Annotated in this window: 23 protein-coding genes and 1 pseudogene; 10 read left to right on the forward strand and 14 right to left on the reverse strand. The window is 70.1% G+C overall.

The features are described 5' to 3' along the window. Nucleotides 1-58 precede the first annotated feature (58 nt). Genes HL652_RS09995 through HL652_RS10010 form a run of 4 tightly spaced genes read left to right on the forward strand, consistent with a single transcriptional unit; the run spans nt 59 to nt 4,524 of the window. Entirely contained in the window at nt 59-1,402 is a 1,344-nt protein-coding gene (locus HL652_RS09995) for a magnesium transporter MgtE N-terminal domain-containing protein (protein WP_171705189.1), read from the forward strand. Continuing rightward, entirely contained in the window at nt 1,383-1,985 is a 603-nt protein-coding gene (locus HL652_RS10000) for a DUF1003 domain-containing protein (protein WP_171705190.1), read from the forward strand. The genes HL652_RS09995 and HL652_RS10000 overlap by 20 nt, the downstream gene beginning before the upstream one ends. Beyond that, the gene (locus tag HL652_RS10005) at nt 1,982-3,151 is read left to right on the forward strand and encodes a P-loop NTPase (protein WP_253743769.1); all 1,170 of its coding nucleotides are present in this window, start codon (nt 1,982-1,984) and stop codon (nt 3,149-3,151) included. Before HL652_RS10000 ends, HL652_RS10005 begins: the two co-directional genes overlap by 4 nt. Continuing rightward, a complete protein-coding gene (locus tag HL652_RS10010; RefSeq protein WP_171705191.1) occupies nt 3,148-4,524 on the forward strand; it encodes a hypothetical protein in 1,377 nt (458 codons plus the stop codon). The genes HL652_RS10005 and HL652_RS10010 overlap by 4 nt, the downstream gene beginning before the upstream one ends. A gap of 538 nt (nt 4,525-5,062) precedes the next feature. On the opposite strand, the pseudogene HL652_RS10015 reads toward HL652_RS10010, so the two are convergent. Further along, nucleotides 5,063-5,365: pseudogene (locus HL652_RS10015) on the reverse strand (Sec-independent protein translocase family protein); the annotation flags it as partial. 93 nt (nt 5,366-5,458) lie between these two features. On the opposite strand from HL652_RS10015, the gene HL652_RS10020 reads away from it, so the two are divergent. Next, complete coding sequence (locus HL652_RS10020; RefSeq protein ID WP_171705192.1) at nt 5,459-6,091, forward strand: O-methyltransferase; 633 nt, start codon at nt 5,459-5,461, stop codon at nt 6,089-6,091. Nucleotides 6,092-6,261: 170 nt separating this feature from the next. On the opposite strand, the gene HL652_RS10025 is transcribed toward HL652_RS10020, so the two are convergent. The 3 genes from HL652_RS10025 to dapE all read right to left on the reverse strand — a co-directional run bounded on the left by HL652_RS10025 (nt 6,262) and on the right by dapE (nt 8,899). Then, nucleotides 6,262-6,435 carry a DUF3117 domain-containing protein gene (locus HL652_RS10025; protein WP_022897336.1) on the reverse strand — a complete coding sequence of 58 codons (174 nt, stop codon included), beginning with the start codon at nt 6,433-6,435 and terminating at the stop codon, nt 6,262-6,264. Nucleotides 6,436-6,506: 71 nt separating this feature from the next. Then, nucleotides 6,507-7,778, reverse strand: coding sequence for a mannosyltransferase family protein (locus HL652_RS10030; protein WP_253743771.1), 1,272 nt, complete (start codon nt 7,776-7,778; stop codon nt 6,507-6,509). A gap of 20 nt (nt 7,779-7,798) precedes the next feature. Next, a complete protein-coding gene (gene dapE / locus HL652_RS10035; protein ID WP_171705193.1) occupies nt 7,799-8,899 on the reverse strand; it encodes a succinyl-diaminopimelate desuccinylase in 1,101 nt (366 codons plus the stop codon). A 43-nt stretch (nt 8,900-8,942) separates the two neighbouring features. Here dapE and dapD point away from each other — a divergent pair, with 43 nt between their 5' ends. After that, entirely contained in the window at nt 8,943-9,908 is a 966-nt protein-coding gene (gene dapD / locus HL652_RS10040) for a 2,3,4,5-tetrahydropyridine-2,6-dicarboxylate N-succinyltransferase (protein WP_171705194.1), read from the forward strand. A 75-nt stretch (nt 9,909-9,983) separates the two neighbouring features. Here the strand turns inward: dapD and HL652_RS10045 are convergent, their stop codons facing one another. From HL652_RS10045 to HL652_RS10065, 5 genes are all read right to left on the reverse strand, one after another. Next, on the reverse strand, nt 9,984-10,925 hold the full coding sequence (locus HL652_RS10045) for a hypothetical protein (RefSeq protein ID WP_171705195.1): 942 nt from the start codon (nt 10,923-10,925) through the stop codon (nt 9,984-9,986). Nucleotides 10,926-11,081: 156 nt separating this feature from the next. Beyond that, on the reverse strand, nt 11,082-12,335 hold the full coding sequence (locus HL652_RS10050) for a citrate synthase (protein ID WP_253743855.1): 1,254 nt from the start codon (nt 12,333-12,335) through the stop codon (nt 11,082-11,084). A 220-nt stretch (nt 12,336-12,555) separates the two neighbouring features. Further along, on the reverse strand, nt 12,556-13,671 hold the full coding sequence (gene dapC / locus HL652_RS10055; RefSeq protein WP_171705196.1) for a succinyldiaminopimelate transaminase: 1,116 nt from the start codon (nt 13,669-13,671) through the stop codon (nt 12,556-12,558). A 13-nt stretch (nt 13,672-13,684) separates the two neighbouring features. Next, a complete protein-coding gene (fdxA, locus tag HL652_RS10060) occupies nt 13,685-14,005 on the reverse strand; it encodes a ferredoxin (RefSeq protein WP_171705197.1) in 321 nt (106 codons plus the stop codon). Between the two features lie 20 nt (nt 14,006-14,025). Beyond that, nucleotides 14,026-14,460, reverse strand: a complete 435-nt coding sequence (locus tag HL652_RS10065; RefSeq protein WP_171705198.1) for a DUF6113 family protein — start codon at nt 14,458-14,460, stop codon at nt 14,026-14,028. 158 nt (nt 14,461-14,618) lie between these two features. On the opposite strand from HL652_RS10065, the gene efeU reads away from it, so the two are divergent. From efeU to HL652_RS10085, 4 genes are read left to right on the forward strand one after another with little or no spacing between them, the layout of a single operon-like run. Next, the gene (gene efeU / locus HL652_RS10070) at nt 14,619-15,476 is read left to right on the forward strand and encodes an iron uptake transporter permease EfeU (protein ID WP_171705199.1); all 858 of its coding nucleotides are present in this window, start codon (nt 14,619-14,621) and stop codon (nt 15,474-15,476) included. Nucleotides 15,477-15,506: 30 nt separating this feature from the next. Next, nucleotides 15,507-16,721 carry an iron uptake system protein EfeO gene (gene efeO / locus HL652_RS10075; protein ID WP_253743773.1) on the forward strand — a complete coding sequence of 405 codons (1,215 nt, stop codon included), beginning with the start codon at nt 15,507-15,509 and terminating at the stop codon, nt 16,719-16,721. 16 nt (nt 16,722-16,737) lie between these two features. Continuing rightward, the gene (gene efeB / locus HL652_RS10080; RefSeq protein WP_171705200.1) at nt 16,738-18,096 is read left to right on the forward strand and encodes an iron uptake transporter deferrochelatase/peroxidase subunit; all 1,359 of its coding nucleotides are present in this window, start codon (nt 16,738-16,740) and stop codon (nt 18,094-18,096) included. Nucleotides 18,097-18,135: 39 nt separating this feature from the next. Beyond that, the gene (locus HL652_RS10085; RefSeq protein WP_253743775.1) at nt 18,136-19,539 is read left to right on the forward strand and encodes an MFS transporter; all 1,404 of its coding nucleotides are present in this window, start codon (nt 18,136-18,138) and stop codon (nt 19,537-19,539) included. On the opposite strand, the gene HL652_RS10090 is transcribed toward HL652_RS10085, so the two are convergent. From HL652_RS10090 to HL652_RS10110, 5 genes are all read right to left on the reverse strand, one after another. Beyond that, the gene (locus tag HL652_RS10090; RefSeq protein ID WP_171705201.1) at nt 19,509-19,979 is read right to left on the reverse strand and encodes a hypothetical protein; all 471 of its coding nucleotides are present in this window, start codon (nt 19,977-19,979) and stop codon (nt 19,509-19,511) included. The two genes, HL652_RS10085 and HL652_RS10090, sit on opposite strands and share 31 nt — an antisense overlap. 56 nt (nt 19,980-20,035) lie before the next feature. Next, a complete protein-coding gene (gene typA, locus HL652_RS10095) occupies nt 20,036-21,943 on the reverse strand; it encodes a translational GTPase TypA (protein WP_171705202.1) in 1,908 nt (635 codons plus the stop codon). A 96-nt stretch (nt 21,944-22,039) separates the two neighbouring features. Beyond that, nucleotides 22,040-23,785 carry a dipeptide ABC transporter ATP-binding protein gene (locus HL652_RS10100; RefSeq protein ID WP_171705203.1) on the reverse strand — a complete coding sequence of 582 codons (1,746 nt, stop codon included), beginning with the start codon at nt 23,783-23,785 and terminating at the stop codon, nt 22,040-22,042. Next, nucleotides 23,782-24,735 (reverse strand): ABC transporter permease, encoded by a 954-nt coding sequence (locus HL652_RS10105; RefSeq protein WP_171705204.1) that lies wholly within the window; start codon nt 24,733-24,735, stop codon nt 23,782-23,784. Before HL652_RS10105 ends, HL652_RS10100 begins: the two co-directional genes overlap by 4 nt. Further along, on the reverse strand, nt 24,725-25,654 hold the full coding sequence (locus HL652_RS10110) for an ABC transporter permease (RefSeq protein WP_171705205.1): 930 nt from the start codon (nt 25,652-25,654) through the stop codon (nt 24,725-24,727). Before HL652_RS10110 ends, HL652_RS10105 begins: the two co-directional genes overlap by 11 nt. Between the last annotated feature and the right edge of the window lie 70 nt (nt 25,655-25,724).

Genomic DNA, 25,724 nt, shown 5'->3' on the forward strand with positions numbered 1-25,724 from the left:
CCGGCGCGCCTGAACGCTCCCGGCCGGAGCCACGGGGCGAAGGTCTAAGTTAGTAGTCGTGAGTGCCACCAGAGTCTTCGTCGCCCGATTGGTGGGGTGCACCGTCTTCGACCCCTCGGGCGACCGCCTGGGCAAGGTGCGCGACGTGCTCGTGGTCTACCGCAAGAACGATCCGCCGCGTGTCGTCGGCCTCATCGTCGAGATTCCCGGCCGCCGGCGCGTGTTCGTGTCGATCGGCCGGGTGACGAGCATCTCGAGCGGCCAGATCATCACCACCGGTCTCATCAACGTGCGCCGCTTCGAGCAGCGCGGCGGCGAGGTGCGGGTCGTGGCCGAACTGTTCGGCCGCCAGGTCGTGTTCGCCGACGGCTCGGGTCAGGCCACCATCGAAGACGTCTCGATCGAGGAGCACGGGCCCGGCGAGTGGTCGGTGGCCCAGCTGTTCGTGCGCCGCCCCAAGACCTCCGCCTCCCCGTTCGCCAAGGGCGCGACGGTGTTCGCCGCGTGGGACGAGGTGCGCGAGCGCACCTCCGCCGGGCAGGCGCAGTCAGCCGAGCAGCTCATCGCCACCTTCAGCGACCTCAAGCCCGCCGACCTCGCCAACACCCTCCTCGACCTTCCCCCGCAACGCATGCTCGAGGTGGCCGAAGAGCTCCCCGACGACCGGCTCGCCGACGTGCTCGAGGAGATGCCCGAGGTCGACCAGGTCGAGATCCTGTCGAAGCTCGACGACGACCGCGCCGCCGACGTGCTCGACCAGATGCAGCCTGACGACGCCACCGACCTCATCGCCCTGCTCTCCGACGAGCGCGGCGAGCACCTGCTCGAGCTCATGCAGCCCGAGGAGGCCGACGACGTGCGCATGCTGCTCGCCTTCGCCCCCGACACGGCGGGCGGCCTCATGACGACCGAGCCCATCATCGTCTCGGCCGACGCGACGGTCGCGGAGGGTCTCGCGCTCATCCGCCGGCACGAGCTGGCCCCCGCGCTCGGTGCGGCGATCTGCATCACGCTCCCCCCGTTCGAGCCGCCTACCGGGCGCTTCCTCGGTATGGTGCACTTCCAGCGGATGCTGCGCTACCCCCCGCACGAGAAGCTCGGCACGATTCTCGACCAGGGTCTCGAACCCGTCACCGCCGACACCTCGGCGGCGGTCGTGGCCCGCATCCTGGCCAGCTACAACCTGGTGTCCGTCCCGGTCGTCGACGACAACCACCGACTGGTCGGGGTGGTGACCATTGACGACGTCCTCGACTACCTCTTGCCCGATGACTGGCGAAGTAACGACAGCGATGACGACACCGACGAGGTGTCGGATCGCACCCCCTCGCGAGCGCTGAGCGGAGCGCCGCGCACCCCTGCACGCGGAAGGAGGACCGGACATGGCACGATCGGGCGATAACAGGCAGCGCTCGGCGCTCGACGCCCCGAAGGGCCGTCGCACGACGGTCATCCCGCGGCGCCCCGTGACGAACCGCGACCGGTTCGGGCGCGTGACGGAGGCGATCGCGCGGGCGATGGGCACCCCGTGGTTTCTCGTGGGGCTCACGCTGTTCGTCGTGGTGTGGATGCTGTTCAACACCTACGGCCCCGAGAACTGGCGGTTCGACTCCGCGGCCATCGGATTCACGGCGCTCACGCTCATCCTGTCGCTGCAGGCGAGCTACGCCGCACCGCTCATCCTGCTCGCGCAGAACCGGCAGGACGACCGCGACCGCGTGCAGTTCGAGCAAGACCGGCAGCGGGCCGAGCGCAACCTCGCCGACACCGAGTACCTCGCCCGCGAGGTGGTCGCGCTGCGGCTGGCGCTGCAAGACATGGCGAGCAAGGAGTTCATCCGCGCCGAACTGCGGTCGCTGCTCGACGAGCTCGACCGAGACCGCGATCCCGACGAGACGGATGCTCGCACGGCCTCCACCTCCTCCCCCTCCCTGCTCGGCCCGGCCACCGGCTCGGTGCCCACGCAGCGGAACCCGCGCCGGTGAGCGCAGCCACCGCATCCGGTCTCCCCGAGGCCGTGCGGGGGGCGCTCGCCCGCGTCGTCGACCCCGAGATCAGGCGGCCCATCACCGAGCTCGACATGGTGGGCGCGGTCGCGGTCGACGACTCGGGGGTGGCCGACGTCGAGCTCAAGCTCACCATCGTGGGCTGCCCGGCCGCCGCCACGATCGAGCGCGACGTGCGCGAGGCGGCGCTCGGCGTGCCGGGGGTCGACGCGGTGCGGGTCGACGTCTCCGTCATGTCGAAGGAGGAGCGGGCCGCGCTCACCGAGCGGCTGCGGGGGCCGGGGCGGCGGGACATGCCGTTCGGGCCCGGAACGCTGACGCGGGTGTACGCGATCACGAGCGGCAAGGGCGGAGTGGGCAAGTCGACGCTGACGGCCAATCTCGCGGTGGCGCTCGCTCGTCGGGGTTTGTCGGTGGGGCTCGTCGACGCCGATGTGTACGGGTTCTCGATCCCGGGCATCCTCGGGCTCGTCGACGAGCAGGGAGTGGCGGCGCGGCCGACCAGGCTCGACGACATGATCCTGCCGCCCGTGGCGCACGGGGTGAAGGTCATCTCCATCGGCATGTTCATCGACCCCGCCCAGGCGTCGGCGACCGGCGGCGCTGTCGCGTGGCGCGGGCCGATGCTGCACCGCACGATCGCCCAGTTTCTCACCGACGTGTACTTCGGCGACCTCGACGTGCTGCTGCTCGATCTGCCGCCCGGCACCGGCGACGTGGCGATCTCGGTGGGGCAGCTGCTGCCCAACGCGGAGGTCGTGGTGCTCACCACCCCGCAGCCCGCCGCCGCCGATGTGGCCGAGCGCTCGGGGCTGGTGGCCATGCAGACCGGACAGAGCGTCTACGGCGTCATCGAGAACATGGCGGGGTTCACCGGGCCCGACGGGCAGACCGTCGAGCTGTTCGGCTCGGGCGGCGGCGCCGAGGTCGCGCGCCGGCTCTCGGCGCGCGCCGGACGCGAGGTTCCGCTGCTCGCGTCGGTGCCGCTCAGCGTCGAACTGCGCACCGGCGGCGACACGGGGGCACCCGTGGTGCTCGCCCGCCCCGACGACCCCGCCGCCCGCGCCATCGACGCGGTCGCCGCCACGATGGCGCGCCGCGGCCGCGACCTCGCGGGCCGCCGCCTGGGGCTCGCCCCGGTATGAGCGCGCCCCGCTCCCGGCCCCGCGCCCCCGGCGCGGGCGTCGCGGCGCGGCAGCCCGCGCGGCTGCGCGGCGCGTCGGCGCAGCGACCCGCACTCGGCACGGGCGAGGGCTCGGCCGAGCTGGTAGCGCGTGGCGAGTGGGTGCCCAGGCCGATGCGCGGTCTTCTCACGGCGCTCGGCGCGGGCACGAGGCCGGGCACGGCTGAGCTGGTGCCGCATAACGAGCGGGCGCCCAGGCGGATGCGCGGCGCGGACGCGCAGCGTCCCGCACTCGGCGCGGTCACGGGCACGGGCACGGGCGAGCTGGTAGCGCGTGGCGAGTGGGCACCCAGACAGATTCGCGATATCGTCGCGGCGCTCGTCCTGGCGTCGGCTGTGATGGTGAGCGGATGCACGGGGCCGGGCTCACCCGGTGGCGCGTTCGCGACCGCGCCGGTGGGCGGCACGACGTCGCCGAGCTCGGCCACGGCCACCGCCTCGTCGGCTCCTTCGCCGACGGTGGTCGACGGGGTGGGCCTCGAGATCCTGCAGAGCCGCACGGACTACGCGAAGCGCGGCCTCCAGCTCTCCGTCACGAACACTCGCGACGAGCCGATCGTCGTTGTGGGTGCGCGCTTCGACAGCGTCCAGTTCGCGGCGCCGGTCGACTGGAGCGGTAGCCCCGTCGAGATCCCACCCGGCCTCACCCGCCACCTGCCGATAGCGCTGAGCACCGCCGTGTGCCCCGCCCCCGAAGGCCCGCCCGTGCTCACGCTGATCGTCCGCGACGGTGGAGACGGCTCCACGGCCCCAGGTGACGCCGGCAGCGCGAACGACACCGGCAGCGACACCCGCACCGGCGACACGGACGGCTCCGGCGTGGCGGGCGCGCGCCGAGACGACACCACCACCATCCAGGGCACGCCGAGCGACCCCTTCGGGGTGTTGCCGCGCATCGCGGGTGAGGACTGCTTGCAGCACGAAGTCGCCGCGACTGCCGCGCTGGGCTTCGCGGGTCTTCGCGTGGAGGGATCGGGGCCTAGGACGACCGCTCTCCTCGAGCTGCGCATCTCCCCCACCGGAGCCGCGGACGGCCCCGTGCTGCACCTCACCGAGGTGCGCCCGAGCATCCTCCTGCAGCCCCGCGACGGAGGATCCTGGCCGCTCGACCTCGAGGTCGCACCCGGCGACTCACCATCGACCATCACGCTGGAGGCCGTGCCCGCCCGCTGCGATCCTCACGCCGTCGCCGAAGACAAGCGCGGCACCGTCCTGCCGCTCGACGTCACGCTTGCCGGCCGCACAGCAGGAACCGTCGAACTCGCCGCAGACCCGGCAGTCAAGCAGCAGGTCTACGACTTCATCTCCGAGTCCTGCGGCTTCGCCACCGGGTGACCGCCGCGCATACGTCTCCACGCCCGCGCGGGAGGGTTAGGTAGCTTCGAAGCCATAACGCGAGGCCGTCGGCTTCGCCACCGGGCGACCGCCGCGCATTTGTCCCCACGCCGCGCAGGAGGGTCAGGTAGCCCCGAAGTCGTAACCCGAGTCCTGCGGCTACGCCACCAGGTGACCGCCACGCATCCGTCTTCACGCCCGGGCGAGACATCCGTCCCCACGCTGGGCGAGAGGCTCAGGTCGCTTCGGAGTCGTAGGCCGAGGCCACGGCGGGCATCGGCGCGGGGGTGTGCTCCCCGCTGGTCTCGCCCGGGAAGGCGGGATCTCCGGCGACCGGGTCGCCCTCGGCGCCCGCCCCCGACGCGGCAGCGGCAGCCGCGGCCGCACCCGCCGCAGCACCGGCGACGCCCGTCGGCCCGACCGCGCCCACGGCGCTGGCCGCTTTGGCCGCACCGACCACCCCAGCGGCCCCCTCCGCCGCACCGATCGCGGTCGGCCCCCCGGCCGACTTCGCCTTGTGCTGCAGGTACGCGGGCTCCGGTCTCGTCGCCGGCTTCGTCACCGGCCGCACGGCGGGGGTCGCGGGCGTGTCGTCGAGCAGCGCCTCGCGGATGATGCGGCGCGGGTCGTACTGACGCGGGTCGAGCTTCTTCCAGTCGACGTCGTCGAAGTCGTCGCCCATCTCGTCTTTCATGCGGGCCTTGGCGCCGTTGGCCATGTCGCGCGCGCTGCGGATGAACTGGGCGAGCTTCGCGGCGTAGCCCGGCAGACGCTCGGGGCCGAGCACGAAGACGGCGATGATCCCGATCAGCAGCAGCTTCTCGAAGGTCAACCCGAACATGCTGAAACTATACCTTCCACAACCGACAAGCCCCCGCGCGTGGCGACCCGGCGGAGCCTGGGCCGTTCTCTAAGCTGTCAAGCGGAGGGCACCGTGTCAAGCAAAGAGTCCAGCTGGAAGTACGCCGACGACCTCGTCGCCGAGACGCCGCAGATCGTGGCGGCGCGCGCGCACGCCGCCGAGGTGGGCGTCGAGTCGGTGTCCCCCGCCATCGGCAGCCAGCTCGGGGTGATCGCCGCCGCCACCGCCGCCAAGTCGATCGTCGAGATCGGCACCGGCCTCGGCGTGTCGGCGCTCTGGATGCTGCGGGGTGCCCCCGAGGCCACCATCACCTCGATCGACACCGAGCTGGAGCACCAGCAGGTGGCGCGCGCGGCCCTGCTGGATGCGAAGGTGCCGGCCAACCGCATCCGTCTCATCACGGGGCGGGCCGCCGACGTGCTGCCGCGCCTTAACGAGAACTCCTACGACCTGGTGCTGGTCGACGCCGACGCGGCGAGCGTGATCGAGTACGTCGAGCACGCCCTGCGCCTCGTGCGCCGCGGCGGAACCGTGCTCGTGCCGCACGCCCTCTGGAAAGACAAGGTCGCCGACCCCGTGCAGCGCGGCGAGACCGTCACCGACTTCCGCACGCTCATCGCCGAGCTCGCCGCCTCGGAGGCGGTTCTCACGACGCTGTCACCGGCCGGCGACGGCCTGCTGCAGGTGACGAAGATCGTCGGCTGAGGCATCCGCTCGCCCGCTCACGAACGAGCAGCCCGCATTCAGACACAAGATCCAGACACACGATCCGGCCACCGGTTCCAGACACAAGCGAAGGCCCCGCCACCCGGGTGAACCGGGGCGGGGCCTTCGCCGTGAAGGGCCCGGCCGCTGTCGCGACCAGGCGCTCCCTGCTACGCGGGATTGACCACGCCGGCGAGAGCGTCGTGCAGCTCCTTCGCCTCCGCGTCGTTGACGGAGACGACGAGGCGACCCCCGCCCTCCAGCGGTACCCGAACGATGATGAGGCGTCCTTCTTTCACTGCCTCCATCGGTCCGTCTCCGGTCCTGGGTTTCATGGCGGCCATTCGGCTCCCCTTTCGTGGTGTCGGTTACCATTATCGCCGAATCGCGACAACTGACGAAACTCACGCACCGGTCACGGCGGTGTCCAGTCGCGGCCGTCGACCCCCCAGCCGATCGCCATCCACCCCACCTGCCCGGCGATGCACACGACGACGAGCGCCACCCGGTACACCGGCGATCGGGGCAGGGCGAGCGCGCCGAGTGCCGGGAACAGCGGCATCAGCAGGCGGAAGGTGCTCGACTGCGGGAAGAACACCGCGAGCAGGTACAGCGCGTAGCTCGCGAGCCACAGCTGCAGGTCGACGCCGAGCCGCTTCACGAGGGGTGTGAACAGGAACGCGGCGAAGCCCGCGATGAGCAGCACCACCACGATCGCGCCGAGCGGCTCCCCCAGCCACCAGTTGCCGCCCTGGAACCACGCCGTGAACGGCACGAGCTCGCCGTACCCGATGTAGGCGGCGCGCCAGGCGAGCTCCGTGTCGGTGTAGGCGGTGAGCTCGCCGGTGACGAGCCAGGCGATGCCCGGCCAGGCGAGCCCCATCAGCCCGCTGAACACGGCGAGCGCCACCGTCACCACCCGCTCCCGCACCGGGAACGGATCGCGCCGCCGCACCAGGTACCGGTGCACGACGTGCAGCCCGACGAAGAGCGCGAACGCGAGACCCGTCGGCCTCGTGAGCGCCATCACCACCACCACCGGGAACACCCACGCATAGCGCCTCGTCACCATGAGGTAGAGCGCGGTGACGAGCAGCAGCAGCCCCATCGCCTCGGCGTACGCGAACTGCAGCAGCGGCGACAGCGGCGCCACGCAGAACAGCACCACGCTGAACAGGGCCGCCCCGTCGTCGTGCAGCACGTGCTTCATGAGGCGGTGGAACACGAGCGCCGCGCCCAGCGAGCAGGCGATCGACACCGCGACGGCGACGAGCTCCCAGCTCGACCCGGTCGCCCAGCGGAGGGCGCTCACGAGGAACGGGTAGCCCGGCATGAACGCCCAGGCGTTCTCGCCGATGTGCCCGTCGGCGTTCACGGGCAGCTGCGAGGGATACCCGTAGAACGAGATGATCTTGTACCAGTTGCCGTCCCAGATGGCGGCGTAGCTGAGGTACGGCGGGTTCGCCCCCGTCCACGGGTTCGCACCCTGCGCCCGCGCGAACAGCAGCGCGATCACCGTCGTGACCACCCGCGACAGCGCGAACACCACGAGCACCTGCGCCCACCACGGCACACGGCGCAGCACAGCGGATGCTCGGCCCGGCCCCATCGCAGAACCGCGTCCGTCTGCGGGGCGCGACCGCCTGTCGGGGGCAGCGGCATCCGTCGGCGCCGTCGTCTCGCTCACCCTCGTGCTCGCCTGCGGGTTCAGCTGGCGCCGGTGAGCCAGGCGCGCAGACCCGCCTCGCACGACTCGATCTGGCTCACCCGTACGCGCTCGTCGTCGGCGTGCGCCTTGAGCGGGTCGCCCGGGCCGTAGTTGACGGCGGGCACGCCCATGGCCGAGAAGCGGGCGACGTCGGTCCAGCCGTACTTCGGCTTCGCCTCCCCGCCGACCGCGGCGAGGAAGCGCTGCGCGAGCGGGGCGTCGAGGCCGGGGCGGGCGCCGACGGCGAGGTCGACGATGCGCACCTCGTAGTCGCCGAACAGCTCCTCGATGTGCGCCACCGCCTCCTCGCCCGAGCGGCTCGGCGCGAAGCGGTAATTCACGTGCACCATCACCTCGTCGGGGATGACGTTGCCCGCCACGCCCCCGCTGATGCCCACGGCGTTGAGCCCTTCGCGGTAGACGAGCCCGTCGACCTCCACCTGGCGCGGCTCGTAGGCGGCGAGCCGGTCGAGGATGGGGGCAGCCTTGTGGATGGCGTTGTCGCCCACCCAGCTGCGGGCCGAGTGCGCCCGCAGCCCGTACGCGCGGATCTCGGCGCGCAGGTTGCCGTTGCACCCGCCCTCGATCTGCGAGTTGCTCGGTTCGCCCAGGATGGCGAAGTCGCCCGCGAACAGCTCGGGGCGGTTCGCGGCGAGCCGGGTGAGGCCGTTGAGCTCGTTCGAGACCTCCTCGTGGTCGTACCACATCCAGGTGATGTCGACGACGGGATCGGTGAGCTCAGCGGCGAGCTTCAGCTGCACCGCGACGCCGGCCTTCATGTCGACCGTGCCGCGACCCCAGAGGTACTCCTCGCCGTCGACGGTCTCGTAGCGGGTGGGGAGGTTCGCGTTGAGGGGCACCGTGTCGATGTGCCCGGCGATCACCACGCGCTGGTCTCGGCCGAGGTGCGTGCGGGCGACGATCGTGTCGCCGTCGCGGATCACCTCGAGATGCGGCGCCTGCTCGGCGAGCGCGACGACGATCGCGTCGGCGAGGAGCGTCTCGTTCCCCGAGACCGACTCGACGTCGCAGATCTGCTGGGTGAGCACGGTCGAGCTCTCCGTCAGGTCGAGAACCGGATGCGCGGGGTCGAATGCCATTCGCCAAGTCTAGAGGGGGGCCGCAGATCGATACGCTGGAGTCATGCCCGAAGACGAACTCTCCACAGCATCCGCCACGCACGCCTGGGGTCACGGCCTGCAGACCGTCGCCGCCGACGGCACGGTGCTCGACACCTGGTACCCGGCTCCCGCCCTCGGTGAGCTGCCCGCGGGTGCGGTCGCCCCCGAAGAACTGCACGCGCACGCGGTTCCGGATGCGCGCCGAGGCGTCACGGTCGAGGTCACGACGGTGGGCGTCGAGCTCGCCGCGCCGCCCGCGTCGACCCCCGACGCGTACCTGCGCCTGCACCTGCTGTCGCACCTCCTGGTGGCCCCGAACGGGCTCAACCTCGACGGCGTCTTCGCGCACCTGCCGATCGCGGTGTTCACGAATGCCGGCCCCGTGCATCCTGACCACTTCGATCGTCTGCGTCCGTCGCTGCAGCGGGCGGGCATCCAGGCCTACGGCATCGACAAGTTCCCGCGGCTGCTCGACTACGTCACCCCCGCGAAGGTGCGCATCGCTGACGCGTCGCGCGTGCGCTTGGGGGCGCACCTCGCCCCGGGCACGACCGTGATGCACGAGGGCTTCGTGAACTTCAACGCCGGCACCACCGGCGCGTCGATGGTGGAGGGCCGCATCTCGCAGGGGGTCGTGGTCGGAGACGGGTCCGACATCGGCGGTGGCGCGTCGATCATGGGCACGCTCTCGGGTGGGGGCACGCAGCGCGTCTCGATCGGGCGCCGGTCGCTGCTCGGAGCGAACGCCGGCATCGGCATCTCGATCGGCGACGACTCCGTGGTCGAGGCCGGCCTCTACGTCACGGCGGGCACCAAGGTCGTGCTCATCGACGGATCGGGCTCCGACGACGAGAACCGCATCGTCAAGGCCGTCGAGCTCTCGGGCGTGCCCAACCTCCTCTTCCGCCGCAACTCCCTCACGGGCGCCGTCGAGGCCGTCGCCCGCTCCGGCTCCGGCATCACCCTCAACCCCACCCTCCACGCCTAGCCCCCGCGCCCCGCCCATCGACCCGTCACGATCCGCCCTCTCAGGGCCCTCAGAGGGCGGATCGTGACGGGTCGATCATGCCGGCGGAGCCCAGCCACGGGAACGGAGCGCGCGCTCGGTGCGGGCAACAGCTGAGGCGGGGCCTGTGCGCGGGGTCTGGCGTGTGACGCGAACGTCGATCCAGCCCGCGCGGTGCAGCGCCTCGAGGCGCTCGACGTCGCGGTAGTACTGGCGGGAGCTCGTGCGGTGCTGCTCACCGTCGTACTCGACGAGCACGCCATGGTGCCTGAACACGATGTCTCCGAACCCGATGCGCGCGCCCGAGTCGTCGACGATCTCGGTGTTGAGTTCAGGTGTGGGCAGTCCGTGCCGCAGAAGCTCCAGCCGCAACAGCGTCTCCCTCCGAGACTCCGCCCCGTCGCGGACGTGCCCCACCGCCCAGCTCGCATTCTTCTTCCCCCGCCCACGGAATGCCCGCACCCGCGAGATCATCTCGTCGACGGATGCGTACGGCCGCTCATCACCGGGTGGCGCGAAGCGAGGTGTCATCACGAGGTGGTCGCCCGCCGCCACGAGGTCGTCGAGACCGAGACTCGCAGCGAGCTGCAGCCACACCGTCACGGGATCGAGGACTCGGAATCCCGACCGCAGGTGCACGCGGGCCGACGAGTCGAGCACCTCGTGACCCCGCACACCCGCCGATCGCGGTCTCGTCGTGCCGTCGATCGCCGCGACATGGAGATGTTCCTCGATCTCGAGGGATTCCGGCAGCGGCATCCCCCACAACCGTGCCGCCGTGCTGTGGCTGAACACGTGGCCTTCCGGCATGAGAAGCGCGTAGGCAGCGCACCGCCCGAGCAGGGTGAACCCGTCTTCCGGGGTCGTGCGCACACCGCTGAAGGGCTTAGCCAGGTCGGCCCCGCGCATCCGCTTCTCACTGAGACCCTGGCCCGCGCCCGATGCCAGCGTGAACGGGCCACCCGCGAGCGCGTGGGGCAGAGGAACTGAGCGGGACACCCCGCCACAGTGCCCTACTCAGCCCCGTGAGAGCGTGCTCTGGCCCGAGCTGTGGACAACACGCAATCGACCCGTCACGATCCGCCCCTCGAGCTAGCTTCAGAGGGCGGATCGTGACGGGTCGATTGACGTGACGGGTCGATTGAGGGGGGGACCCTAGGGGAGGTCGCGGGAGGGGGAGCCCAGGTAGAGCTGCTGGGGGCGGCCGATCTTGGTCTGGGGGTCGGTGGCCATCTCGCGCCAGTGGGCGATCCACCCGGGGAGGCGGCCGATGGCGAAGAGCACCGTGAACATGCGGGTGGGGAAGCCCATCGCCTTGTAGATGACGCCGGTGTAGAAGTCGACGTTCGGGTAGAGGCGACGCGAGATGAAGTAGTCGTCGTTCAGGGCGACCTGCTCGAGCTCCTTCGCGATGTCGAGCAGCGGGTCTTTCACACCGAGCGCCTCGAGCACCTCGTCGGCGCTCTCCTTCACGAGCTTGGCGCGCGGGTCGTAGTTCTTGTAGACGCGGTGCCCGAAGCCCATGAGACGGATGCCCGCCTCCTTGTTCTTCACCCGCTCGACGAACTTGTCGACACCCTCGCCGGAGTCGCGGATCTGCGCCAGCATCGACAGCACCGCCTCGTTCGCCCCGCCGTGCAGCGGACCGAACAGCGCGTTGATGCCGGCCGAGATCGACGCGAACATGTTCGCCTCGGTCGAGCCGACGAGCCGCACGGTCGACGTCGACGCGTTCTGCTCGTGATCTTCGTGCAGGATGAGCAGGCGCTCGAGCGCCTTCGACAGCACCGGGTCGATCTCGTACGGCTCGGCCATGGTGCCGAAGTTCAGGCGCAGGAAGTTGTCGACGAACGACAGCGAGTTGTCGGGGTAGAGGAAGGCCTGCCCGATGCTCTTCTTGTGGGCGTAGGCGGCCATCACCGGCAGCTTCGCCAGCAGACGGATGGTCGAGATCTCGACGTGCTCGGGGTTCCGCGGGTCCATCGAGTCTTGGTAGTAGGTCGACAGCGCCGAGACACCCGACGACAGCACCGACATCGGGTGGGCGTTGTGCGGCAGCGCGTCGAAGAAGCGCTTGAGGTCTTCGTGCAGCAGGGTGTGGTGACGGATGCGGTCGTCGAAGTCGCTCAGCTCCGAGGGCGTCGGCAGCTCGCCGTAGATGAGGAGCCAGGCCACCTCGAGGTAGGTGAGCTTCGTCGCCACCTGCTCGATGGGGTAGCCCCGATAGCGCAGGATTCCCGCGTCGCCGTCGATGTAGGTGATCGCCGACTTGGTGGCCGCGGTATTGACGAAGCCGTAGTCGAGCGCGGTGAGCCCGGTCTGCTTGGTGAGGGTGGAGAGGTCGATCGACGAGGCGCCGTCGACCGAGGGAAGGAGCGGGAACTCCGCGGTTCCTCCCGGGTGGTTCAGCGTGACAGTCCCGGGTCCTTCGGCGGAGCCGGTTTCTGTCTTCGCGATGTGATCGACGTCCGTCACGGCGCCTCCTCGAGATGATCTGCAAGCGTTGTCGTCAGCGGGCGCCGCAGCGAGTTCGTGACCGTGACTGCGCTGACCCTCATACAGCCTAATGTCCCCGGAACCCTACTGTTGCATTCACCCAGACTGGGCGGTGAACCTTAGAGGAACTCTCCTATGCCCGGCGGTAGCCGCCGAGCCGCGAGGCGGCGGCGGCGATGCGCTCGTCGTGTGCGGTGAGCGAGAACCTCACGTGCTGGGGGAAGTGCGGCCCGTAGAACGGCCCGGGCCCCGCGACGATGCCGAGCTCGGAGAGGGCACGGATGCTCTCCCACGCCTCGCGCCCCTCGGTCGCCCAGAGGTAGAGCCCGGCCTCGCTGTGGTCGATGCGGAACCCCGCGGCCTCGAGCGCCGGCTTCAGCACGGCCCTGCGGGCCCGGTAGAGCTCCTTCTGCGCCGCGACGTGGGCGTCGTCGCCCAACGCGACCGTCATGGCGGCCTGCACGGGCGCGGGCGGGATCATTCCCGCGTGCTTGCGCACCGTGAGCAGGCGCGCGATGAGGGCGGGGTCGCCGACGGCGAACGCCGCCCGGTACCCCGCGAGGTTCGACTGCTTGCTGAGCGAGTAGGCGGCGAGCACCCCGGTGGGGTCTCCCCCGGCCACCCGCGGATCGAGCACGCTCGGCACCGGGGTCGACTCCCACTCGCCCTCCCAGCCCAGTTCGGCGTAGCACTCGTCGCCCACCACGATCGCGCCGAGCTCGCGGGCACGACGCACCGCGGCGGCGAGCTCCGACACCCCGAGCACGCGCCCGTCGGGGTTGCCGGGGCTGTTGAGCCACACCAGCCGGGTGCGTGCCGGCCACGTGTCGGGGTCGTCGGCCGCGACGGCCGTCGCACCTGCGATCGTGGCGCCCATCTCGTAGGTGGGGTACGCGGCGAGCGGATGCACGACCACGTCGCCCTCACCGAGGCCGAGCATGAACGGCAGCCAGGCCACGAACTCCTTCGAGCCGATGGTGGGAAGCACCATCTCCGCGCTCAGCCCGGTGACCCCGCGCCGCCTCGCGTACCACTCCACGACCGCTTCGCGCAGCGCCGGAGTTCCCGCCGTCTGCGGGTAGGCGTGGGCGTCGGTGGCCTCGGCGAGCGCCGCACGCACGATCTCGGGCGTGGGATCGACGGGCGACCCGATGGAGAGGTCGACAATGCCGCCCGGGTGGGCGCGCGCCCGTTCGACGAACGGGGTCATCGCGTCCCACGGGTAGTCGGGCAGTGCGCCTAGAGCCACCGGAGCGGGCCGATCAGTGCTCTTGGGGAGGGAGCACGGCGATCACCGGGTGGTCGTGCTTGATGACTCCCACCTTCGCGGCGCCGCCGGGCGAGCCGATCTCGTCGAAGAACTCGACGTTGGCCTTGTAGTAGTCGGCCCACTCTTCGGGCAGGTCGTCTTCGTAGTAGATGGCCTCGACGGGGCAGACGGGCTCGCAGGCACCGCAGTCGACGCATTCGTCGGGGTGGATGTAGAGCGAACGCTCGCCTTCGTAGATGCAGTCGACGGGGCACTCGTCGATACACGCGCGGTCTTTGACATCCACGCACGGGAGGGCGATGACATAGGTCACAGTGGTTCAGACTCCTTCGATTACCCGAGCTTCAAGTCTACGGCGTCGGGGCGGGTGGTCGGCACCGCGGGCTGCTGCGGTTCGCGCGGCTTGATGCGGGGCCAGGCGAGCACGACGACGGCCACGAGCGTCGACCCGATGAGCCAGGCGAGGCCCAGCGCGCTGTCGGGGATGAGCACGGAGCCGCCCGGGCTCGGCAGGGCGAGCAGCGCCACCATGCAGATCGACCCGATCGCCGCGGCGAGTGCCGCGAACCGCGTGGGCGCCGACATGCGGAGGCCGACGAGGAGCAGGGCGAGGGCCGGCAGCGCGACGATGAGCCCCACAGGCAGGTCGAAGACGCCGAACACGCTCACCGAGATCTGGTGCACGATCGTGCCGAGCACGCCGAACAACAGACCCAGGAACAGGGAGGCCGCAATGGCGAGGAGGCGGGTCGTTCGTGCAGGATTCACGCCACCAGCGTACGGGCGCGTGCCGCGAGCATCCTGAACCCCCTGAATCTGTGGATGAATCGGCCGCTGGACGGCGGAGTGGACAAACCACCCTCTGAGGTCTAGCCTCTGATTTTGGTAAGGCAACCCTTACCGCTTTCCTGTGAAGAACGGTGCCCGTGTTCGCCAACTTCTTGATCGGCCTGCGTGAAGGCCTCGAGGCCGCACTGGTGGTCGGCATCCTCATCGCCTACGTGAGGAAGCTCGGCCGTCACGACGTGCTCGTGCGGCTCTGGATGGGCGTCGGCCTCGCCGTGCTGGTCGCCCTCACGCTGGGGGCCGTACTGACCTTCGGTGCCTACGGCCTGAGCTTCGAGGCACAGGAGGCGATCGGCGGCTCGCTCTCCATCATCGCCACGGGCTTCGTCACCTGGATGGTGTTCTGGATGCTCCGCACCAGCCAGAATCTGAAAGGCACCCTGCACGACGACATCGACAAGGCGCTCGTGGGCGCCGGCTGGGGACTGGTGCTCGTGGCGTTCCTCGCCGTGGGCCGCGAGGGCATCGAGACCGCCCTGTTCATCTGGGCCGCCGTGCAGGCGACGGGCGAGACGACCCTCCCCATCCTCGGCGCCGCGCTGGGCATCGCCGCGGCGGTCGTGCTCGGCTACCTCATCTACCGCGGCCTCGTGCGCATCAACCTCTCGAAGTTCTTCGCCTGGTCGGGCGGCTTCCTCATCCTGGTCGCCGCAGGCGTGCTCTCCTACGGGGTGCACGACCTGCAGGAGGCGGGGATCCTTCCCGGGCTCAACAGCCTCGCCTTCGACGTGAGCGGCGTCATCCCGCCTGCCAGCTGGTACGGCACGCTGCTCAAGGGCACCATCAACTTCTCCCCCGCCACGACGTGGCTCGAGCTGACCGTGTGGCTCGCGTACTTCGTGCCGACGATGCTCCTCTTCGTGCGCGCCGTGCGCCGGGGGCCGAAGAGATCCGCCGGCACAGCACCGGCCCAGGCCGCGCCCGCGCGCGCCGCCTGAACCCCTTCCCATCACCAGACAGGAGCCCCTGTGACACTGCACTCCCTTACGAAGCGTGCCAAGCCCGCGCTCGTCACCGCCACGGCAGCCGCTGCCCTCCTCGCCCTCTCCGGATGCGTGCCCAACAGCTCCGCCTCCGCGGGCGACGGAGCCGCCGCCGGTGCGATCACCGTCGACAGCTCGTCCGACGCCTGCACGGTCAGCGCGACGACCGCCACGAGCGGCACGCTCACCTTCTCGGTCACCAACTCGGGCGACCAGGTGACGGAGTTCTACCTGCTCGCCGACGACGGCCTGCGCATCGTGGGCGAGGTGGAGAACGTCGGCCCCGGCATCTCGCGCGACCTCGTCGTGCAGGCACAGCCCGGCGACTACTACACGGTGTGCAAGCCCGGCATGGTGGGCGACGGCATCGGCAAGGCGGCGTTCTCGGTGACGGGTGACAAGGTCGAGCTGGCGGGCGACCTGCAGGACCAGGTCGACCAGGCGGCGGTGAACTACGTCGCCTACGTCAAAGACCAGGTGGCCCAGCTCGTCGTGGGCACGACGACCTTCACCGACGCGTATCTCGCGGGCGACGACCAGAAGGCGCGCGACCTCTACGCGACCACCCGCGCCAACTACGAGCGCATCGAGCCCGTCGCCGAGTCGTTCGGCGATCTCGACCCCGCCATCGATTTCCGGGAAGCGGATGTCGCGGAGGGCGAGGAGTGGACCGGCTGGCACCGCATCGAGAAAGACCTCTTCCCGCCGGCGGCCGCCGACAACGGCGGTGTCGAGTACACCCCGCTCACCGCGGAGGAGCGCAGCTACTACGCGGACAAGCTCGTCGCCGACACCCAGCTGCTCGCCGACGCCGTGAACGCCTCCGACTACACGGTGTCGATCGACGCGATCTCGAACGGCGCCATCGGCCTCCTCGAAGAGGTCGCCTCGGGCAAGATCACGGGCGAGGAGGAGATCTGGTCGCACACCGACCTGTGGGACTTCCAGGCCAACCTCGAGGGTGCCCGCGTCGCCTACGAGGGCGTGCGCGACATCGTCGAGACCAAAGACCCCGAGCTGGTGACCACCATCGACGAGCGCTTCGCCTCGCTCGAGACGACGCTCGCCGAGTACGGCAGCCTCGACGCCGGGTTCACCTACTACGACGAGCTCACCCCCGAGCAGGTGAAGCAGCTGGCCGACGGCGTCTCCGCCCTGAGCGAGCCGCTCAGCCAGCTCACGGCGACGCTGGTCGGCTGACCTCTACCCTAAACCCATGACCGAGCACGACGAACCCGCCCAGGCGAAGGCCGGCATCTCCCGCAGGGGGCTGCTGGGCCTCGTCGGGGCGGGCGTCGCCGGGGTCGGCGTGGGAGTCGCCGCCGACCGCTTCGCGGCTCCCGCGATCGCCCAGGCCGCCTCGGGTGCTTTCGGCGCGGGCACGGGAGCGGGCGCCGGCGCCGGGGCAGGCGCCGGCGGCAGCGGCATCGCCTCCGGCACCGTCTACCCCTTCTACGCCGAGCACCAGTCGGGCATCGTCTCCCCCGCGCAAGACCGGCTGCACTTCGCCGCCTTCGACGTCGCATCCGACCTCTCCCGCGACGACCTCGTCGAGCTGCTGCAGGACTGGAGCGCCGCCGCCGCCCTCATGACCGCGGGCGACCCGGTCGGCGTCTACGGCGCGGTGAACGGCCCCTACGACGCGCCGCCCGACGACACCGGCGAAGCCATCGGGCTGCCCGCCGCCGGCCTCACCATCACCTTCGGCTTCGGCCCCACCCTCTTCACCGCCGCCGACGGCACCGACCGCTTCGGCATCGCCGACCGCCGCCCCGAGGCCCTCGTCGACCTCCCGCACTTCCCCGCCGACATGCTGAGCGAGACGCTCACGGGCGGTGACCTGTGCATCCAGGCCTGCAGCGACGACCCGCAGGTCGCGGTTCACGCCATCCGCAACCTCTCCCGCATCGCCTTCGGCCGCGCGGCGATCCGCTGGTCGCAACTCGGCTTCGGTCGCACGAGCTCCACGACGACCGCCCAGGCGACGCCGCGCAACCTGTTCGGCTTCAAAGACGGCACCGCCAACGTCAAGGCCGAACAGACGGATGTCGTCGACGAGCAGGTGTGGGCCTCCCGAGACGACGGCGCCGACTGGATGGCGGGCGGCTCCTACCTCGTCGCCCGCAAGATCCGCATGACCATCGAGACCTGGGACCGCACCTCGCTCCGCGAGCAGGAGGCGATCGTGGGTCGCACGAAGGGCGAGGGCGCGCCGTACTCCGGCGGCACGGAGTTCACCGAGCCCGACTTCGACGCGACCGGGCGCGGCGGCGCACCGCTCATCGCCGCCGACTCGCACGTGCGGCTGGCGCACCCCACCCAGAACGCCGGGGCGCAACTGCTGCGCCGCGGCTACAACTTCGTCGACGGCAACGACGAGCTCGGCAGACTCAACGCGGGGTTGTTCTTCATCGCCTTCCAGCGCGACCCGCGGAAGCAGTTCATCCCCATCCAGATGAACCTCGCCAAGAACGACGCGATGAACGAGTACGTCAGACACGTGGGGTCGGGCATCTTCGCGGTGCCGCCCGGTGCCTCGGAGGGTGGGTACGTCGGCGAGACGCTGTTCGGCTGACCCGGGCCGCCGCGCGCACCACCCGCTACGGTCGTAGTCGTGACTGTTCGCGAGGGCCCGCTGTCGGCCCGCTACCGGCTCATCACCCTGGGGTCGGTGGTGCTGGTGTTCGTCGCCGCGTTCGAGAACCTCGCCGTCACCACCGTGATGCCCGTGGTGAGCGACGAGCTCGACGGCGCGACCCTCTACGCCGTCGCGTTCGCCGCCCCGCTCGCGGCGTCGGTGGTCGGCATGGTGGTGGCGGGCATCCTGTGCGACCGCGGCAGCCCGCGCACTCCGCTCGTCGTCTCGATCGCGCTGTTCGTGGCCGGGCTCGTGCTGGCCGGCACCGCCGCGTCGATGCCGGTGCTCGTGGCGGCGCGGCTGGTGCAGGGTCTCGGCAGCGGCGGAACCATCGTCGCGCTCTACGTCATCATCGCGCGCGTCTACCCGCCCGCCCTGCAGGCCCGCATGTTCGGGCTGTTCTCAGCGGCGTGGGTCATCCCGGCACTCGTCGGTCCGTTCGTGGCCGGTGTCGTGGGTGAGGCGTTCGGCTGGCGCTGGGTGTTCCTCGGGGTGGTGGCGCTGGTGCTCCCCGCTGCCTTCCTCGTGCTCCCCGCGGTGCGGAGCCTCCGGTCGGGCCCGGCGAGCGCCGCGGCCGCCGCGAGTGCCGCGCTCGTCGAGCCCGGGGGGCCGTGGCCGGTGGCGCGTGTGGTCTGGTCGGTGCTGCTCGCCGTCGCCATCCTGGCGCTCAGCGTCGCCGCAGAGTTCTCGCTCGTGGTCACGGTCGTCGTCGCCGCGGTGTCGCTCACGCTGGCCGTGCTCGTGCTGCGCCCGCTGGTTCCCCGCGGCGTGCTGACGGCGAGGCGCGGTCTGCCGAGCATCGTCACGACGAGACTCCTGCTCGCCGCGGGCTTCTTCGCCGTCGAGACCTACCTGCCCTACCTCCTCACCTCGGAGCACGGGCTCAGTCCCGCGTTCGCCGGCCTCACCCTCACCGCGAGCGGCATCGCCTGGGGTGCGGCGTCGATCCTGCAGAGTCGCGCGGGCGGCCGTCTCGCCGAGGGCAGCGGTGTGCCCCTCGGCGCCTGGATCACCGCGGGGGCGATCACCGTGGTGGTGATCTCGACCCTGCTCGACCTCCCGGCCGTCGTCGTGATCGCGGGCTGGGCAGTCTCCGGCGCCGGCATGGGGCTCGCGTATCCTCGCCTCTCAGCGCTCCTGCTCGCGCGCTCGGCACCGGCGGAGCAGGGCTTCAACAGTGCGGCCCTCACCATCGCCGACGGCGCGGGCCCCGCCGCGTCGCTGGCGATCGCGGGCATCCTGTTCCAGAGCGTCCCCGCGCCCGACCCGGGTTCGTTCCTCGCGGTGTTCCTGGTCGGACTCGCACTGGTGCTGGCCGCCGCGCTCGTCGCGCCCCGGCTGCGGAGCGGCTACTCGGCCGAGTTCGCCGACACGATGTAGGTGGCCGTCACCTGGCCCGAGCCGTCGTCGGCCACGGTGACGAGCACGCCGTAGTTCGCGCCCTGGTACATGCCGGTGCCCGAGCCGTCGGAGAAGCCCGAGAACTGCGACTCGAAGCCCGCCGCCACGAGCTGGTCGTTGATCGAGGTGAAGGATGCCTCGGGGTCGGCCACCTTCACGATGACGGTCCACCCTCCGTCGCCCTCGGCGACCCCGACACCCATGCCCCCGACGATCTCGCCGTCGTACAGCGGCACCTCGGTGGGGAAGCCGTCGGGCAGCCCGCCGTCGGAGTTGAGGTCGACGTCGCCGCCGCCGGCCTGCTCGACCGCCCCTTCGACGATCTGCTCGACGGGGTTGCCGATGCAGCCCGCGAGAGCCGGGGTGAGAAGTAGTGCAAACGCGACCGCGAGAGCGGCCGACCTCGTCGTGTGCCTCATGGCCACGATTCTCCCAGGTCGGCCGCTCCCGGCGCTACAGCAATCGGATGCGCGCCCTACTGGTTCGCGCGCTTGAGGTTCGCGGTGCGGCGGGCACGCGCGTTCTGGTCGAGCTCGACCTTGCGGATGCGCACGGTCTCGGGGGTGACCTCGACGCACTCGTCTTCGCGGGCGAACTCGAGGCACTCCTCGAGGGAGAGCTGACGCGACGGCGTCATCGACTCGAACGAGTCGGCGGTCGACGACCGCATGTTCGTCAGCTTCTTCTCCTTGGTGATGTTCACGTCCATGTCGTCGGCGCGCGAGTTCTCGCCGATCACCATGCCCTCGTAGACCTCCTCGGTGGGGTTCACGAAGAAGGTCATGCGCTCCTGCAGGCCGATGATGGCGAACGGGGTGACCACGCCGGCGCGGTCGGCGACGATGGAGCCGTTGTTGCGGGTGACGATGGCGCCCGCCCACTCCTCGTAGCCGTGCGAGATGGCGTTGGCGATGCCGGTGCCGCGGGTGATGGTGAGGAACTCGGTGCGGAAGCCGATGAGGCCGCGCGACGGGACGATGAACTCCATGCGCACCCAGCCGGTGCCGTGGTTCGACATGCCCTCCATGCGACCCTTGCGGGCGGCGAGCAGCTGCGTGATCGCGCCGAGGTGCTCCTCGGGTGCGTCGATGGTGAGGTGCTCATAGGGCTCGTGCGTCTTGCCGTCGACCTGCTTGGTGACCACCTGCGGCTTGCCGACGGTGAGCTCGAAGCCCTCGCGGCGCATGTTCTCGACCAGGATGGCGAGTGCCAGCTCGCCGCGGCCCTGCACCTCCCAGGCGTCGGGCTGGCCGATGTCGACGACGCGCAGCGACACGTTGCCGATGAGCTCGCGGTCGAGGCGGTCTTTCACCATGCGCGCGGTGAGCTTGTGACCCTTGACCTTGCCGACCAGCGGCGAGGTGTTGGTGCCGATGGTCATCGAGATGGCGGGGTCGTCGACGACGATCGCCGGCAGCGGCCGCACGTCGTCGGGGTCGGCGATGGTCTCACCGATGGTGATGTTCTCGATGCCCGCGATGGCGACGATGTCGCCGGGGCCCGCCGACTCGGCAGGCACGCGGGTGAGCGCGACGGTCTTGAGCAGCTCGGTGATGCGCTGGTTCTGCACGGTACCGTCGTGCTGCACCCAGGCCACCTGCTGGCCCTTCTTGATGGTGCCGTTGAAGACGCGCAGGAGCGCCAGGCGACCGAGGAAGGGCGAGGAGTCGAGGTTCGTCACGTGCGCCTGCAGCGGTGCCTCGTCGTCGTAGGTGGGAGCGGGGATGTGCTCGAGGATGGCACCGAACAGGGGCTCGAGGTCGCCGTTGTCGGGCAGCTCGCCGTTCTCGGGCTTGTTCAGCGAAGCGGCGCCGTTGCGGCCGGAGGCGTACACGACCGGTACGTCGAGGATGGCGTCGAGGTCGAGGTCGGGCACGTCGTCGGCCATGTCGCTGGCGAGGCCGAGCAGCAGGTCTTGCGACTCCCCCACGACCTCGTCGATGCGCGCATCCGGCCGGTCGGTCTTGTTGACCAGCAGGATGACGGGGAGCTTCGCCTCGAGTGCCTTGCGCAGCACGAAGCGGGTCTGCGGCAGCGGGCCCTCAGAAGCGTCGACGAGGAGCACCACGCCGTCGACCATGGAGAGACCGCGCTCGACCTCACCGCCGAAGTCGGCGTGGCCGGGGGTGTCGATCACGTTGATGGTGATCGGCTTGCCGTTCGCGTGAACGCCGTTGTACGAGATCGCCGTGTTCTTGGCGAGGATTGTGATGCCCTTCTCACGCTCGAGGTCGTTGGAGTCCATCATGCGGTCGTCGGCGTCGAAGTGCGCGTCGAAGGAGTTGGTCTGCGTGAGCATGGCGTCGACCAGGGTGGTCTTGCCGTGGTCGACGTGGGCGACGATCGCGACGTTGCGCAGGTCATCGCGGGTGGCTTGTGCCATGGGAGTTCCTCAGGATTCATGAACCCGGAACGATGGCACAGCCACCCAGACGGGCTCGCAGGAGCGGGGTTGGAGTGGGCTTCGTGGCCCGGAACGCTAAACGCCCAGGGTGATTCCAGCGCCCGGGATGGCGTTCAGCAACTCCTTAGTGTACTGCTCCTGCGGGCTGTCGAAGACCTCGTCGGTCGAAGCGGCCTCGACGATCCTGCCCTTCTGCATCACGCAGACGTTGTCGGCGATGACGCGCACCACCGCGAGATCGTGCGTGATGAAGAGGTAGGTGAGCTCCAGTTCCGACTGCAGATCGGCGAGGAGTTTCAGGATCTGCGCCTGCACCAGCACGTCGAGCGCCGAGACCGCCTCGTCGAGCACGACGATGTCGGGCTTCAGCGCCAGCGCCCGCGCGATGGCGACGCGCTGCCGCTGACCGCCGGAGAGCTCGTTCGGGTAGCGCGTGATGAGCGACTGCGGCAGGGCCACCTGGTCGAGCAGCTCGAGCACGCGGTCGCGTCGCGCCGTGCGGTCGCCGACACCGTGCACCTGCAGCGGCTCGGCGATGGTGTTGCCGATGTTGCGCAGCGGGTCGAGCGAGCCGTAGGGGTCTTGGAACACCGGCTGCATGCGGCGGCGCAGGTCGAGCAGGGCCCGGCCCTTGAGCGGCGCCACGTCGGTGCCGTCGATCAGGATCGAGCCGCTCGTCGGGTCTTCGAGCTTCAGGATCATCTTCGCGACCGTCGACTTGCCCGAGCCCGACTCCCCCACGATCGCCGTGGTGGTGCCCTTCTCCACCGCGAAGTTCACGTGGTCGGCGGCGGTGAGCTCGCCCGCCGCACCCTTCTTCTGACCGCGGATCTTGTAGACCTTGGTGAGGTCGCGCACGACGATGGCGTCGGGGCGCTTCGCCTTCGGCTGGTGCTCCACGCGCTCCTCGGCAGCGGCGATGAGGTCGATGCCGGAGGTCACCGAGGTGGGCGCGTAGTCGAGGTCGCTCAGCGCGTGCGACTCCGACTCGTGCGTGGCGGTCTGGATGCGGCGCGAGGCGAGACTCGGGGCCGCGGCCACCAGACGCTGGGTGTACGGATGCACGGGGTTCTGGAGGATCTCCTTCGACGGCCCCGACTCCACGATCTTGCCCTTGTACATCACGACCAGCTGCTCGGCGCGCTCGGCAGCGAGGCCGAGGTCGTGGGTGATGAACAGCACGGCGGTGCCGGCGTCTCGGGTGAGGGTCTCGAGGTGGTCGAGGATGCGCCGCTGCACGGTGACGTCGAGGGCCGAGGTCGGCTCGTCGGCGATGAGCAGCTTCGGGTTGCTGGAGAGCCCGATGCCGATGAGCACGCGCTGGCGCATGCCGCCCGAGAACTGGTGCGGGAACTGCTTCAGCCGCTTGTCCGCATCCTGCAGCCCCGCCTCGCGGAGCACCTCGATGGCGCGCTGGCGAACCGCCTTCTTTCCCGAGGCGATGCCGTTCGCGCGGATGGTCTCCTCGACCTGGAAGCCCACGCTCCACACCGGGTTGAGGTTCGACATCGGGTCTTGCGGCACGAAGCCGATCTGGCGCCCGCGCACCTCCTCCATCTTCTTCTCGGAGTAGGAGGTGAGCTCCTGGCCGTCGAACATGATCGACCCGCCCGTGATGCGCCCGGCACCCGGCAGCAGGTTGATGATGGCGTGCGCCGTGGTGCTCTTGCCCGAGCCCGACTCGCCCACGATGGCGAGGGTCTGGCCGGGCAGGAGGGTGAGGTCGACCCCGCGCACGGCGGGGACGATGCCGGAGGTGCTCTGGAACCCGACCTGCAGGTCTTTGATCTCGAGCAGCGGCTTCGGGGTGGAGTCGCTCATCGCTGGGCCCTCGCCTTCGGGTCGAGCGCATCACGCACGACCTCGCCCATCATGATGAAGGCGAGAACCGTGACGGAGAGCGCGATGGAGGGGTAGATGAGCGTCTGCGGCGCGTTGCGCAGGTCGACCTGCGCCGCCGAGATGTCGTTGCCCCACGACATGGTGGAGTTCGGCAGACCCACGCCGAGGAACGACAGCGTGGCCTCGGCCACGATCGCCGCGCCCAGCGAGATGGTGGTGACCACGATCACCGGGGCGATCGAGTTCGGCAGCACGTGGCGGAGCAGGATCTTGAAGTTCGACACCCCGAGCGCCCGGGCGGCCATGACGTAGTCGGACTGCTTCACGCGCAGGATCTCGGCGCGCAGCACACGTGCTGTGGCGGGCCAGGCGAAGATGCCGATGGCCAGCGAGATGATGAACACGTTCCGGTAGGCCGAGAACACCGACATGATGACGACGGCGGCGAGGATGTAGGGGATCGAGAAGAAGATGTCGCCCGCGCGGGAGAGCACCGAGTCGACCCAGCCGCCGTAGAAGCCGGCGAAGGCGCCGAACAGGATGCCGAGGAAGGTCGTGAGGATCACGACGATGATGCCCACCGACAGCGAGGTCGAGGTGCCGTGCACGATGCGCGAGAACACGTCGCAGCCCTGCTTGTTGAAGCCGAGCAGGTTGGTCGCCGTGGGCGCCCCGTTGCTCTGCGCCAGCACGCACTCGCGCGGGTCGATCTGCGTGAACAGCGTCGGGAACAGTGCGACGATCACGATCAGCACGATGAAGGCCGCCGAGATCCAGAACATGGGCCGGCGGCGCATGTCGCGCCAGGCGTCGATCCAGAGGTTGGAGCGACGCTCTCCGACGTTGACGGCGTCGACGGCGACGAGAGGGGTCTCCTCCAGCGGTGCGACGTAGTGGCCCGGTGTGCGGGCCGGAGTGTTATTTGACATAGCGGATCCTCGGGTCGAGAAGGCCGTACAGGAGGTCGACCACGAGGTTGACCACCAGGTAGATGAGCACCATCACCGTGACGAAGGACACGACCGTGGGTCCTTCTCCGCGGATGATCGCCTGGTAGAGCGTGCGGCCGACACCGGGCACGTTGAAGATGCCCTCCGTGACGGTCGCACCCACGAGCAGCACACCGAAGTCGGTGGCCGCGTAGGTGACCACCGGGATGAGGCTGTTGCGCAGGATGTGCACCGGGATGATGCGCCGGCGGCTGAGGCCCTTGGAGTAGGCGGTGCGCACGAAGTCGAGGCCCTGGGTCTCGATGACGGATGCGCGGGTGAGCCTCACCAGCTGGGCGAAGGTGATCGACGCCAGCACGAACGCCGGGAGTATCAGGTCTTGGATGGGAGCGCCGCTCGAGACCGTCGTTCTCGCCCAGCCCAATTGGATGCCGAAGATGAACTGCGCCACGAAGGCGATGACGAAGATGGGCAGCGAGATGAAGATGAGGCTGATGACGAGCGCCGATGCATCGAACAGCTTTCCCTTGCGCAGGCCCGAGATGAGGCCGACCAGCACACCGCCGACGAACTCGATGATGAGGGCCATGATGGCGAGGCGGATGGTGACCGGGAAGGTGCGGGCGAGGATGGCCGTCACCGGTTCGCCGGAGAACGAGGTGCCGAAGTCACCCCGGAAGATGCCGCCGAGGTACAGGAAGTACTGCACGATGAACGGCTGGTCGAGGTGGTACTGCTCACGCAGCTTCTCGAGCAGCGCGGGGTTCGGCGTCTTGTCGCCGAACAGGGCCAGCAGCGGGTCGCCGGGCATGGCGAAGACCATGAAGTAGATGAGGAACGTCGTTCCCAACAGGACGGGAATCGCCTGGAGAAGACGCCTGAGGATGTAACCGGCCACGAATCAGACCGTACCAATCAAGCTCGGGGGCGGGAAGCCACGGGATCAGGAACATGAAGCGGGGGCGGCG

Origin of the sequence: Herbiconiux sp. SALV-R1, from assembly GCF_013113715.1 — a bacterium.
In the GTDB taxonomy this organism is placed as follows: Bacteria; Actinomycetota; Actinomycetes; order Actinomycetales; family Microbacteriaceae; genus Herbiconiux.

Coding starts and splice junctions, on each gene's coding strand:
- HL652_RS10010 (WP_171705191.1), top strand. CDS start 3,148: ATGAGCGCGCCCCGCTCCCGGCCCCGCGCCCCCGGCGCGGGCGTCGCG.
- typA (WP_171705202.1), bottom strand. CDS start 21,943: ATGGCACAAGCCACCCGCGATGACCTGCGCAACGTCGCGATCGTCGCC.
- dapD (WP_171705194.1), top strand. CDS start 8,943: ATGCCCGAAGACGAACTCTCCACAGCATCCGCCACGCACGCCTGGGGT.
- HL652_RS10105 (WP_171705204.1), bottom strand. CDS start 24,735: ATGTCAAATAACACTCCGGCCCGCACACCGGGCCACTACGTCGCACCG.
- HL652_RS10100 (WP_171705203.1), bottom strand. CDS start 23,785: ATGAGCGACTCCACCCCGAAGCCGCTGCTCGAGATCAAAGACCTGCAG.
- dapE (WP_171705193.1), bottom strand. CDS start 8,899: ATGGCATTCGACCCCGCGCATCCGGTTCTCGACCTGACGGAGAGCTCG.
- HL652_RS10090 (WP_171705201.1), bottom strand. CDS start 19,979: ATGAGGCACACGACGAGGTCGGCCGCTCTCGCGGTCGCGTTTGCACTA.
- HL652_RS10000 (WP_171705190.1), top strand. CDS start 1,383: ATGGCACGATCGGGCGATAACAGGCAGCGCTCGGCGCTCGACGCCCCG.
- efeB (WP_171705200.1), top strand. CDS start 16,738: ATGACCGAGCACGACGAACCCGCCCAGGCGAAGGCCGGCATCTCCCGC.
- HL652_RS10025 (WP_022897336.1), bottom strand. CDS start 6,435: ATGGCCGCCATGAAACCCAGGACCGGAGACGGACCGATGGAGGCAGTG.